The 12,661-nt window shown below is 41.9% G+C and carries 14 protein-coding genes and 1 rRNA gene; 1 reads left to right on the top strand and 14 read right to left on the bottom strand.

What is annotated here, in order from left to right:
• Positions 1-13: 13 nt before the first annotated feature.
• The 13 genes from BLU58_RS13215 to BLU58_RS13275 form a co-directional block, all read right to left on the bottom strand.
• The gene (locus BLU58_RS13215) at positions 14-745 is read right to left on the bottom strand and encodes a YwmB family TATA-box binding protein (RefSeq protein ID WP_093292835.1); all 732 of its coding nucleotides are present in this window, start codon (positions 743-745) and stop codon (positions 14-16) included.
• Positions 746-818: 73 nt separating this feature from the next.
• Positions 819-1,064 (bottom strand): DUF1146 domain-containing protein, encoded by a 246-nt coding sequence (locus tag BLU58_RS13220; protein WP_093292837.1) that lies wholly within the window; start codon positions 1,062-1,064, stop codon positions 819-821.
• 244 nt (positions 1,065-1,308) lie between these two features.
• Positions 1,309-2,835, bottom strand: a complete 1,527-nt coding sequence (locus tag BLU58_RS13225) for an NADH-quinone oxidoreductase subunit N (RefSeq protein WP_093292839.1) — start codon at positions 2,833-2,835, stop codon at positions 1,309-1,311.
• A gap of 5 nt (positions 2,836-2,840) precedes the next feature.
• Positions 2,841-4,328, bottom strand: a complete 1,488-nt coding sequence (locus BLU58_RS13230; RefSeq protein WP_093292842.1) for a complex I subunit 4 family protein — start codon at positions 4,326-4,328, stop codon at positions 2,841-2,843.
• Positions 4,325-6,187 carry an NADH-quinone oxidoreductase subunit L gene (gene nuoL, locus BLU58_RS13235; protein ID WP_369813786.1) on the bottom strand — a complete coding sequence of 621 codons (1,863 nt, stop codon included), beginning with the start codon at positions 6,185-6,187 and terminating at the stop codon, positions 4,325-4,327. Before nuoL ends, BLU58_RS13230 begins: the two co-directional genes overlap by 4 nt.
• Before the next feature lie 14 nt (positions 6,188-6,201).
• The gene (gene nuoK / locus BLU58_RS13240) at positions 6,202-6,507 is read right to left on the bottom strand and encodes an NADH-quinone oxidoreductase subunit NuoK (protein ID WP_093292844.1); all 306 of its coding nucleotides are present in this window, start codon (positions 6,505-6,507) and stop codon (positions 6,202-6,204) included.
• On the bottom strand, positions 6,507-7,013 hold the full coding sequence (locus BLU58_RS13245) for an NADH-quinone oxidoreductase subunit J (protein ID WP_176786679.1): 507 nt from the start codon (positions 7,011-7,013) through the stop codon (positions 6,507-6,509). The genes nuoK and BLU58_RS13245 overlap by 1 nt, the downstream gene beginning before the upstream one ends.
• Positions 7,013-7,465: an NADH-quinone oxidoreductase subunit NuoI gene (gene nuoI, locus BLU58_RS13250; RefSeq protein WP_093292846.1), complete on the bottom strand. Its 453-nt coding sequence runs from the start codon at positions 7,463-7,465 to the stop codon at positions 7,013-7,015. Before nuoI ends, BLU58_RS13245 begins: the two co-directional genes overlap by 1 nt.
• 29 nt (positions 7,466-7,494) lie before the next feature.
• Complete coding sequence (gene nuoH, locus BLU58_RS13255; protein ID WP_093292848.1) at positions 7,495-8,469, bottom strand: NADH-quinone oxidoreductase subunit NuoH; 975 nt, start codon at positions 8,467-8,469, stop codon at positions 7,495-7,497.
• A complete protein-coding gene (locus BLU58_RS13260) occupies positions 8,469-9,566 on the bottom strand; it encodes an NADH-quinone oxidoreductase subunit D (protein WP_093292850.1) in 1,098 nt (365 codons plus the stop codon). The genes nuoH and BLU58_RS13260 overlap by 1 nt, the downstream gene beginning before the upstream one ends.
• Before the next feature lie 2 nt (positions 9,567-9,568).
• Positions 9,569-10,453, bottom strand: a complete 885-nt coding sequence (locus BLU58_RS13265) for an NADH-quinone oxidoreductase subunit C (protein ID WP_093292852.1) — start codon at positions 10,451-10,453, stop codon at positions 9,569-9,571.
• Entirely contained in the window at positions 10,446-10,967 is a 522-nt protein-coding gene (locus BLU58_RS13270; protein ID WP_143123790.1) for a NuoB/complex I 20 kDa subunit family protein, read from the bottom strand. Before BLU58_RS13270 ends, BLU58_RS13265 begins: the two co-directional genes overlap by 8 nt.
• Positions 10,958-11,332: an NADH-quinone oxidoreductase subunit A gene (locus tag BLU58_RS13275; protein WP_093292856.1), complete on the bottom strand. Its 375-nt coding sequence runs from the start codon at positions 11,330-11,332 to the stop codon at positions 10,958-10,960. Before BLU58_RS13275 ends, BLU58_RS13270 begins: the two co-directional genes overlap by 10 nt.
• Before the next feature lie 552 nt (positions 11,333-11,884).
• Between BLU58_RS13275 and BLU58_RS13280 the strand changes: the two genes are divergently transcribed.
• Positions 11,885-12,244 (top strand): hypothetical protein, encoded by a 360-nt coding sequence (locus BLU58_RS13280; RefSeq protein ID WP_093292858.1) that lies wholly within the window; start codon positions 11,885-11,887, stop codon positions 12,242-12,244.
• A 325-nt stretch (positions 12,245-12,569) separates the two neighbouring features.
• On the opposite strand, the gene rrf is transcribed toward BLU58_RS13280, so the two are convergent.
• A 5S ribosomal RNA gene (gene rrf / locus BLU58_RS13285) occupies positions 12,570-12,661 on the bottom strand; the annotation flags it as partial.

Here is a 12,661-nt window from a genome sequence, read left to right on the forward strand (position 1 = left end):
CCCTCCGCTTGATCTAATATTCTATGGTGATAATCGGTGTCCCCATTGTAAGGACCGCCCGATTGGTCTGATAATTCCAGCGCGCGGAAACTTGTAAATTCATTTCGCCGCCCTGTGTAACAATGCCAGATCCCCATCTCGGTATGAAATAGGAGATACTAACCGTTTTTTCAGTTTTCATTTCTTCAATTTGAGTTGCTCCCAAAGGCTTTGTTGTTGATTGAATCAAGCTTTTTAATTCACTCGCTTGCTTCAAATCCACATCTCCTTGAATCGAGAAATGAAGACTTGGAGTCATCCCGAACGTTTGGCAAATTTGCTGAAATTGCGTTTGATATTGGTGCAAACGAGCATCTGGTGCACCCGTTCCCCTCAGTTCCAATGATACATATGGCTTTTTCTTTATTTCTGTAGGTTGATCATCTATGACTCGAACCGCTATTTTTAAAGAAGGCGAGAGTGAATGATCACTTTGGTAGCGCACACCGTCTTCGCTTTTATACTTCTGTAAGTCTGTTCCATCGAATTCACCGTTCAGTCGTTTTGCTAGTTCTTCCACTTCTTGCGATGTGAACAACTGGTTGGTTCGACTTCCATGATGGAGAACAAATAGCGATGGAGTTGATCTGGTTGTCTGATAATGATCCAAAATTTCTCGAATCGAATCCGTTTGAGCTTGGGTATTTCCCATCAACAATACACAAAGTACAATCCAAACCAGAAACGCTCCCCACTTTGCCTTCATCACTCATACCCCTCACGTACACAGAATTTTCTCACTATCATTGTGTACATGAAATCAATAGATTATACCTATACTAAGATGATATAAGGCTAGGAAGCCATCTCGACCATGTCAAATAGTCCAAGATAAACCTGGCTAGCAAATGTCCTAATATAACCGATAAAAAGATCATCATCCATTTTACGTGATACGCTTGTTTCACTCGCAAAATAGCCTCGATCCGGACATTCAGCAGGAGTCTCCACGCAAGTACAATGCAAAAGAGCGATATGAAAATAGATAATAAGGACTGAAAACCAATCGATGCCGCTCCGTTCATGCTATGCACCCCTTTCACGTCTTGTTCTCTCTGCAATAAACCTATGGTATCGTAAATTCCAATCGGAATCAAAGAAATCCTGCGTTTGACTTTTTTTTGCTATATTTCGAAGCTTTCTTTTTAAAAACCAATTACTAGTTTAATCTTTTTTCACCTACGACGCAAACGCATAATGAATAGGCTCACCATACAAATTTTGTAAAATGAAAATTTGTATGGTGAGCCAAATCGCCTTCGAAAAGAATCAGTTTTTCAATTGCTGGATTCCCTCTAATGGTATTAGACCATATCCCCATTTTACTGCTTCTAGCTTACTTAATAGGATATCTGGCATGATTCCAAGCCCGATCGTGCCGAGTACGACTACGAGTATAGTAAGAGCCGGAAAAATCGAGATAGATATCTTTTGATCCGAAGTTGCTTTTCCAACAAACATCCGTTGTACAATCCGGAAGTAGTAATAATACGAAATCACAGTCGTAACGAGCAGGGTACTTATCAATAGCCACATATGACTTGAAGCAAAGGTATTTAAAGACAAGTTTACTTTTCCAATGAAACCTGCTGTAAGCGGTATTCCCGCTAGCGAGAATAAGAAGAGAGCCATCGCAGTTGCAAGTCCTGGAGATCGCCGAACTAAACCATCAAAGCTAGTAAGTTCATCATTTCCTGTCTCTTTTGATACGACATGTACGATTGCAAATGCCCCGATCGTCATGAACATATAAACAACTAGGTAAAAGCCCACGCTAACAAATATTAAGTTAGACTGTAAGCTGGGAAATATAATAAACAGATAGCCTGCTTGGGCAACTCCTGAGTAGGCCAAAGTCCGCTTCACATTCCGCTGTCTAAGAGCAACTGTATTACCCACAATCATCGAAACCGCCGCCAAAATCGCCAAAGCCCACATCACATTCTCCCCCCAAATTTCAGAACGGAGAAGGGGATACATTCCAATCAATAAAAAGCGAATCAAAAACAGAATACCTGCTGCCTTCGATACGACTGCTAAGAACGATGCAACAGGGGAAGAAGCACCTTGATACACGTCTGGTGCCCACATATGGAAGGGTGCTAGCGAGATTTTAAAAGCAAATCCAACTAGCATCAGACAAAAACCCGCTATAATAAAGAGATCCGATTGAGTACTCTGCACGACTTCTGCCAAACTCTGCCCCAACGAAAATAAATTCGTCGTCCCTGATACCCCATAAAGAAACGAATATCCATATAAGAAGAAGGCAGAGGAGACACCTCCATAGATAACATATTTCCAAGCAGCTTCTGTGGCAAGACGTTCATGCTTTCTCATCCCCACTAAGATGTACGAAGAAATACTTAATAGCTCTAATCCGATAAATAAGGTGATAACATCGACAGAGGATGCCAAGAACATCGCACCTAATAAGGCAGAGAGCATTAAGATATATTCTTCTGCAATATATCGATCGGTCTTATCCGCCTTTTTCCGATCCATCGCTACCAGCATGATTAGGGCAGTCGATGTTAAGAACAGAAGCTTAAAAACGAGAGACATAGGATCTAGACGATATGTTCCAAATAGGATTTCTGCTGGCTTTAGCGGCAATTGATTTACTACAAAAACCAAAGCCCCCAGAACACTAGCTAAACCAATAAAGCCAAACCATTTACGTGATAGGGATGAAGGAAAAACCAAGTCCATCACGAGAAGCAGGACAATCCCAGCGATAATGGTTGTTTCAGGTGTCAAGAGAGACCACTCTATCTGTGCAAATACATTATTCATTATCCTTACCCCCCTATCTGAATGGTCTGCTGGAGTTGGTTTCCAATCCAGTCTGGATCAATCCCCATCCAAATCGATAAAATGACTAGTAACAACATCGGCAGCCATTCCCTCACTTGGATATCTTGTAAATGTTGAAAACGAGTTACAGATTGCCCATACGTTACTTTTAACAAAGCCCTTAAGGTATAAGCAGCCGCGATAATAAACCCAAAAGAGCCGATAATCGCAATCTGTGGATTTACTTGATATACCCCTAAGAAAGCAATCAACTCACTCACAAAACCCGACAATCCCGGAAGACCCAATAATCCCATAGCCCCCACCATAAACAAACCTGATAATATCGGAAGTTGCTTCGCTAACCCTCCTAATTCAATCAATTCTGTCGTACGTGTACGCTCTACTAAACTGGTAATGAGAAAGAAGAGAAGCGCTGATATGATCCCGTGTGAAATAGCCTGATAAATTGCTCCTTGCATCCCCGCTTCCGTCAATGAAGCGAGGCCGATTACGAGAATCCCCATATGGCTAACACTTGAATACGCAATCACACTTTTTAACTCTTTTTGGGAAAATGCAAGCACCGCTCCGTACAGAATACCGATCAAACCTAGAATCATAAGCCCCGTTGCGATCTGTGCAAAGAGCGTCGGAAATAATCCAACACCGAAACGAATCATGCCATATGCGCCCATTTTTAGCAAAACACCCGCGTGAATCATCACCACAGGTGGCGGTGCCTCCACATGAACTTTTAACATCCATGTGTGGAACGGGAAAACAGGCAATTTAATGGCAAATGCAATCATGAAACTGAGAAAGATTCCCCATACAAATGTAGTAGCCTCCGGAGGCAGTCCTCCTAAATCAACTTGTGCAAAGACGGCTTTGATTTGATCTAATTCAAGCGTACTCGTAAAAGCTAACAAGCCCATGATCGCAAAGAGCAGAAAAGCAGAGCCAAGCCCGTTATAGAGCAAGAACATGTACGATGCTCTTTTCTTTTCCAAACTACCCCAACCACTTATGAGAAGGAATAACGTAACCAGTGTCATTTCAAAAAACAGGAAGAAGAGAAGGAGATTTTGGGAAGCAAATACACCAAGAATCCCCACTTCTAACAGCAACAACAGGGAATAATATAGCTTCGTCTTCGTTGTGATGTAGAGTGAAGCGATCCCTGCAAATAAGACAATCGCCGCAGTGAGAAGCAACATCATAACCGATAACCCATCTACTCCTAAGTGGTAAAACAGTTTCATACCGCCAATGTGAAACCATTCAAACTTCTGTGTCCATTGAAGCACGCTCGCCCCGCTATCTAATCGTTGATAGAGATAGATACTAAGGGCAAGTGAGGGAAGCATCGCGAGTAAACCAATCATACGATGCCAAGAGGCTTTCGCACTAGGTACGACAGCCAAGAATAGCAAACCAAGTAAAGGAGCAAATATAATGAGACTTAGGAGCCAGTGCTGTAGAGCATTCATCCGATCAACCTCCCGAATGCCAAACTAACAAATAAAATCAAGAATGCTACGAGACTTACCCATACATATGTTTGAACCTGCCCATTTTGCATCATCGAGCCCAATCTGCCTATAGACATCGTGCCCCAACCCACAAATCGGACAAGACCACCGACGACAAAGCGATCAAATCCGTTCAGGAACCACGCAACTGCTTTCAACGATGAGACAAACATTATCTGATAAAGCTCATCGATCCAATATTTCCGATACGATACCTGATAAAGCCAAGAGAGCCTTTTAGCCAATCCTTCTGCTGATCCCTGCTTCCACACATATAGAAAAGTAGCAAGCAAGATCCCTAGCAAGGAGGCTCCTACAGCTGAACCAATCAACCAAAGTGGTGCATGACCCGGTAACTTCGATATCTGAGTAATCGTTTCCGCGTTCCCACTCGTCGTTGGAAAAGAAAAGAATCCCCCCACGATCGAAAATACCGCTAAAACAGCTAAACTAATCTTCATACTCCAAGAAATCGAACGAACTTTTTGGTCCCCGCGAGATTTCTTTGCAAACACTAAGTAAAAGAGCCGGAACATGTAAAAGGCTGTAAAAAAGGTTGTGAGTAGCCCGATCACTAACAAATCCGTCTTACCCGATAACTGTATCGCATAAAGGATTTCATCTTTTGAGAAAAATCCGGAGAACGGCGGGATTCCGGCAATCGACAAACATCCGATTAAGAAAGGAATGCCAAGCCATTTGGAATACTTCCATAGTCCACCCATTTTGCGAATGTCTTGCTCATGATGCAAGGCAACTATTACCGCACCAGCCGATAGGAAGAGAAGGGCTTTGAAAAATCCATGTGTGAGCAGATGGAAACTACTAGCATAAACAGAACCTACACCCATTCCTAGCATCATAAAGCCTAGTTGACTAACGGTCGAGTACGCTAAAACTCGTTTGATATCGTTCTGTGTAACCGCAATCGTGGCCGCAAATAAAGCTGTAAAGCCACCGATATAGGCTACCGTTGTAAGAGCAACCTCTGAACCCTCAAAGAAGAAGAACAGATTCCCTACTAAGTAGACCCCTGCCGCAACCATCGTGGCCGCGTGGATAAGCGCACTTACAGGAGTCGGTCCTTCCATCGCATCAGGTAACCAAGTATGTAAAGGGAATTGACCTGATTTCCCCACAGCCCCAACAAAGATGAGAATCGCCACCGTTGTCAATGCTCCGCCAGTTAATACACCCGAGCTAACTGCTTCTTGAATCACTCGTAGATCAAAACTACCTACCTTTTGATAGATCATAAAGATCGCGATTAATAGGCCAATATCACCAATTCGCGTAACGATAAATGCTTTTTTAGCCGCTTCCTTTGCTTCCGGTTTAAAATACCAGAATCCTACTAGTAAGAAGGAACACAAGCCTACAAGCTCCCAGAAGAAATAGATTTGTAGTAAATTAGCGGAGATTACAAGACCTAGCATCGAGCTAGTAAACAGGGAAAGATAGGCATAAAACGTAGTTATGCGAGCATCATTTTTCATATATCCCATAGAATAAATCTGCACCAATAAACTAACCAGCGAAACTAAGAAAACCATTACGATGTTTAATGGCTCTAACATAAAATCAAGATACAGCGGCTTACCTGCTATTGAAAACCACTGATATTTCACTGTTTGAATCACACTTTGCTGAAAAATTCCCACCCAAGCTAGATAAACAGCGAAACCAAATGAAATGCTGATCCCTATCAGACTTAACGTAGCTGCAAGCCTTTTCTTAATCACATCGCGCAAGGCAATCAGAAGGACAAACGCAATCAACGGAAAAAGAGGGTAAACCCATGCCCAAGTAAACATCATGCTTCATGCCACCTCTATCCCTTCAACAAATTAAATTTCTCTGCATCGATTGTTTCTCGATTGCGATAAATAGCAAACAAAATCGCAAGACCCACTGCCGCTTCTGCTGCAGCAACTACCACATTAAAGAGCGCAAATACTTGCCCATTCAAATTAGGGACAAGACCCATTTTTGAAAATGTCACCAAGTTGATATTGGCCGCATTTAGCATTAATTCCAGCGAAAACAGTACAATTACTGCATTCCGTTTGGTCAACACGCCAATCAATCCAATGACAAATAGGATCGCGGCAAGCGCTAGATAAGAAGCTATTAACATTACTCCTGCCCCTCTTTCTTGGCCATGATAATTGATCCAATCAGAGCAACCAATAACAGGATCGAAGCAAGCTCAAACGGAATCATATAAGTCCCAAAAAATAACTCACCGATCTTCTCAATTCCGTATCCGTTGGGATTCGTAGCATCCGAGACAAATGTAGCTCTCCGTGATAACAAGACCAAACTTACTAGCAAAACTCCAGCACCTGCTATGCTTAACCAATAGTGAACAGGTCGATTCAGCGTTTCTTCCGTCTCTTTATGTCTCGTCATCATAATGCCAAATAACATCAAAATGGAGATAGCCCCGGTGTACACCATAATTTGAATAACAGCAAGAAAATCTGCGTTTAGTAAGAAGTAGATTCCTGCGATACTAAGGAAAGTAAAGGCCATCGATACTCCCATATGAACGACATTTGTGAAGAAAATCATAAAGACAGATCCACAAATCGCTAAAACAGATAGGATAAAAAACGCAATAAATTCACCTGTAATCTCCATTACTTCGTCCCCCCTGCAGCCCCAGGCGGTTTGCTAGACATATTTTCTTGACGGACATTTTGATTGTTATCATGAAGCCACTGCATATTCTTAAATAGGTCATCACGGCTATAAGTGGCTAATTCAAAATTATTGGTCATCACAATCGCTTCTGTGGGGCAAACTTCAGTACACAAGTCACACAAAATGCAAATTTCAAAATTTATATCATAAACTTCAATTACTTTTCCTTTTTTCTCAGGATCTGGATTTCTTTTTCCTGTGAGCGTAATACAATCGGTTGGACAAACCAACGCACATTGATTACACACAATGCATTTCTCCGCATCAAAATGCTGAATCCCTCGAAATCGATCTGGAACGGGAATGGGTTCCGCAGGGTAATTATAGGTAACCTTCGGCTTGGTCATGTTTTTCAATGTTACACCAAGCCCTTTTACCAATCCAAACATTCTGTTCCACCTACCTTGTCTCAATCAAATCAATAAAATGAAGAAAGAACGGGTATTTCTTTGAAGATCGCGGTTAAGAAAATATTGAGAAGCGATAATGGAAGCAGTACTTTCCAAGCAAACTGCATAAGTTGATCGACACGCAATCGTGGCATCGTGGCCCGAATCCAAAATAATGAAAATACAACTAGTGAAAACTTTAGTAGGAACCAAAAGATCCCAGGAATCATCACCAAACCAAACAATGGAAGCCATCCACCTAAAAAGAGACACGTAGTAAGCGATGCCATCGCAAATACATACACATACTCCGCGAGCATAAAGAAAGCAAAACGAAATCCAGTATACTCCACGTGATATCCAGCTACTAACTCTGACTCCGCCTCTGGCAAATCAAAAGGGGTGCGATTTAACTCCGCCAAGGAAGCAATGAAAAAGATGAGAAACGCTAAGAATTGTGGAACGATAAACCAAACTTTTTTCTGCGCTAAGACAATATCGTTTAAATCTAAAGACCCAGTCGTCATCACGATCCCAACCACAGAAAGCACAAGTGGAATCTCATAACTAATCATCTGTGCTGCTGAACGCATTCCACCAAGTAGTGAGTATTTATTATTCGAAGCCCAAGCTCCTGTCAAAATCCCAATGATGGTAATACTAGAGATCGCAATATAATACAGAAGCCCCACCGCAAAATCACCAAACTGCCATGAATCTGTAAAGGGAATGACGGCCAATACAGCAAATGCTGGCACAAATGCTATAATAGGCGCTAATTTGAATAAAGAGCGGTCTGCTTTCCCTGGTACTATATCTTCTTTCAACAATAGTTTTGCCACATCTGCAATCGTTTGAAATAATCCCCAGGGACCTACCTGATTGGGACCAGGTCGATTCTGAATCCACCCAATGACTTTCCGCTCAAACAAAATGGCATATGTCACAAAACCAAGTAATAGAAGCATTAAGATGATCGGACCGAGATAGAAGAACAAATCCATTACCCATCCACCTCTCCCAAAATAATATCGATCCCACCTAAAATCGCAACCAAGTTTGAAATATTCTCCCCTTTTAGTAATTCTGGCAAGATCTGAAGGTTGTAAAAGGATGGACGACGGAATTTCAAACGCCACGGCTTATTCTTCCCATTGCTGACGATATGACAGCCTAACTCTCCTCGAGGAGACTCCACTCCTGCATAAACCTCCCCTTCTGGCACACGTAGTACTTTCGGCACTTTCCCCATAATCGGGCCTTCCTTTATCACACCAAGAACTTGCTTCACGATTTTTAACGACTCTGCTATCTCCTGCATACGAAGATGATACTTATCTAATACATCACCAGTTTCACCCACTGGAATCTCAAATTGGAACTGATGATATAGCGAATACGACTGATGTTGCCTTAAATCCCACGGAACTCCTGTCACACGCAGATTACTTCCTGATAAGGCATAGGAAAGGGCTTGTTCTTTTGTATAAATCCCAATCCCTCTAGTCCGTTGGAGAAAAATGTCATTACCTGAAATCAAATCATGATACGTATTCAATTCCTTTTGCATGTATCGAACAAATTCTTCCACTTTCTGAAGCCATCCATCTGGAGCATCCCACTTCACGCCGCCTACACGCATATAGTTATATGTCAAACGCGCACCGCAAAGCTCATTAAATAGGTTCAAAATGGTTTCGCGATCCTTGAAACAGTAAAGGAATGGACTCATCGCACCTAAATCAAGTAGATACGTTCCTACCCAAACTAAATGGCTGGCAACCCGATTTAATTCCATCGTAATCATGCGAAGATACTCTGCGCGCTCAGGTATTTCTAGACCCATTAATAACTCCGTTGCATGGACCACCGCATAGTTATTCGTCATCGCGGATACATAATCGAGGCGATCCGTATAAGGGATAATCTGTGTATAGGTTAAATCTTCCGCTAACTTTTCTGTTCCACGATGCAGATAACCTACCACTGGATCAACCTCACGAATCATCTCTCCATCAATCTTGATGACCAGACGTAAAACTCCGTGGGTACTAGGATGCTGTGGGCCCATATTTAATAACATTTCTTCTGTACGTAGCATGCTCACACCCCCTCATCATACGGCACATAATCTTTACGTAGTGGATGCCCAACCCATTGATCTGTCAACATAATTCGGCGCAGATCTGGATGTCCCTCGAACGTAATCCCCATCAAATCATACGCTTCTCGTTCATTCCAATTAGCAGCATCCCAGATATCAGCCACTGAATCCACTTTTGCTTCTGTCCGATCTACTTTGATTCGCACCCCAAGGCGTTCTTTATGAGGGAATGAAAAGAGATGCACAACCACTTCCAAATGAGTTTCATAATCCACGGATGAAAAGTTCTGTACATAATGAAACTGGCAATCTGGATGGTTTCGTAAATGAAGAGCAAGAGAACGCCACCACTCACCCTTTACAACCAAAGTGGGTAGATCATGATTCACTCGATTAATAAAGGCATCCTCTAAATGCTCGGATCCCTCTAGCTCCTTTAGTCTAACCACAAACTTATCCAACCAAGGTTGTTTACGAGAGGGCTCTAATGGCTTCTCCACAACTGGTTTCTTCACCGCTGGACGTGGTGTAGCCGTTGGCTTCTTAGGTGGAACAGATGCTGCCTGAGGCTTCGTTACAGCTTCTCCTGCCTGCTCCGACAAAGGATTGGCCGATGTTTGAGCATCTTGTTCCTTTCTCACTGAGTCACTCTTTTCAGAACCCTTCTTCGCTTCTTCTCGAGGTAGGGTACCTGACTTGGGAGCGCCTTGTTCTTTACTTACTGGTTGATTCTTCGCAGAACCCTTTTCCGTTGCTCCTTGTGATAGGGCATCTGACTTGGGAGCGCCTTGTTCCTTGCCTACTGAGTCACTCATTGCAACTCCCTCATTCGTCACGGCTTTCGCTTCGGTAGCAAGTTTTTTTTCTTTTTTTTGGTCACTCACGGATTGTCACTCGCTTTCCGTGCTTCGCTTCATAGCGAATCTTTTCTTGTAATTTGTGGATTCCATATATTAACGCGGCTGGATTAGGGGGGCAACCAGGTATGTACACATCAACCGGCACAATTTGATCGACACCTTTTACTACTGAGTAGGACTTAATATAAGGTCCTCCTGCTGTCGCACAAGACCCCATCGCGATAACCCACTTAGGCTCCGGCATTTGATCGTATAATCTACGTAAAAGTGGTGCCATTTTCTTCGTCACCGTACCTGCAACAATCATCACATCTGACTGCCTAGGAGAAGCACGGAAAATCACTCCAAAACGGTCCAAGTCATAGTGAGAGCCACCTGTTCCCATCATTTCAATCGCACAACAAGCAAGACCAAATGTAAGCGGCCACAAAGAATTGCTACGAATAAGAGCTTTCATTTGCTCGAGATTCGTAGTTAGTACATTTCGCTGTAGCTCTTGCTCCTCAAACGGAGAAAAATCCTCAAAATTTACTCCCATTTCAACACCTTCTTTTTCCAAGCATAGGCGAGGCCTAATACCAAAAGCCCAATAAAGATAAGCATTTCATACAAAACCCATACACCTAGTGTAGCCCGCAAGGAATCATATGCGACTGCCCATGGATAGAGAAAAATAGTCTCCACATCGAAAATAACAAAGAGAAGAGCAAATAAATAATAACGCACGTGGAACTGTACCCATCCCTCTCCAGTTGGATCTACACCACTTTCGTACGTGATTGCTTTTCGAGAAGATGGTTGATTCGGTCTTAACCATTTCCCAACTGTCAATGCTGCCACAGGTAACAATATCCCGAGTGCAATAAACCAAGCAATCGTTAGAAAACTAGCCCCTAACTCCATGCAAAAGCCCTCCCTAGCCCAAATAACCTATATCCTTCTAACAAACTATGCGCGTAACCTGATCCTCAACAACAAAATCAAAAAAATAACAAACTAGAATCAATAGAATGATTTTATATATTGTTTTGAATCATTAATAATGATTATAGCAAAAGGCTAAAATAGTGTCTAATTTGTTGATATCATGTATCTAAAAAAAGTAGATCTCTTTTTTAGAAAACCCGTGGTAGTCATTGCGATAATCGAACAGACTCTCCATTCCCTTAAATCCAACTTAGCTCATTCCGTATTATTGGACACTATTTAAAACTTTTAATACAAGTTCTACCTTTCGCATCTACTATTTACTATTATCAGTCTCATTACGCTATTTGTCAGACTAGACACCTTGTTTCAAAGTTAATTTGTAGATAATTTAAAATAATTTATAGACACAGTTTTTTAACTTATGATATATTCTAGAAGGTTTCTTTCAGCTTTTTAGATGCCTTTACAAACCAACACTAAATTGAACTGTTCAAAAGCAACCTAACCAGAAAGAAGGAATATACAATGAAAAAAGTAATTATGACGGCATTAGGTTCACTCCTTTTACTATCGCAAACGGCACATGCCAGTGAAGGAATGACACTCGGCAAACAAGATCGTATAGTGTTCTCTCAAGCGTATAACTTAGATAAGTACACCTACTTTGGTTGGGATGTACAAGCTGGTCAAGATACTCGTTATTATGTTCAATATGAAATCGTGAAAAATGGAAAAGTAGTCAAAACAGGTTATCTGAGAAAAGGGGAGACAGCAAACGGAATGGAGCCAAAAGGCCCAGGTGAGTACCTACTCGTTTTAAAATGCCAAAACGGATACAGTCAAGGATGCTCAGCAACCGGTAATGTTGTTCTTGCTATGGAGTAAGACAATTGTAATACTTTTGTGTATAACGACAACTCCTTCTAGGTATTGGTTGGTTAACCATATGCCTTAACACCTAGAGGGAGTTTTTTCATTCTCATGAAGGCAAGCCCAAAGTAAAAAGAAGGATTCCCGTGTAAGCAACGCTTTAGAACTATTTGTACAGCACATGCAACTACAACAGGTAGCCCCTGAACTAGTTAGACACATTTCTACTAGGTGACTTAATTTTGTTATATTGATATATCAAAAATCTGTGATAGTTTAAGACAAAAAAAGAATCATCTAGTTTATCCAAATGGACTAGATGATTCTTTTTTATGTATATGCCTGGCGACGTCCTACTCTTCCAGGACCCTGCGGTCCAAGTACCATCGGCGCTGGAGGGCTTAACGGTCGTGTTCGGGATGGGAACGAGTG

This window comes from Thermoactinomyces sp. DSM 45892 (assembly GCF_900107305.1).
Taxonomy (GTDB): Bacteria; Bacillota; Bacilli; order Thermoactinomycetales; family Thermoactinomycetaceae; genus Baia.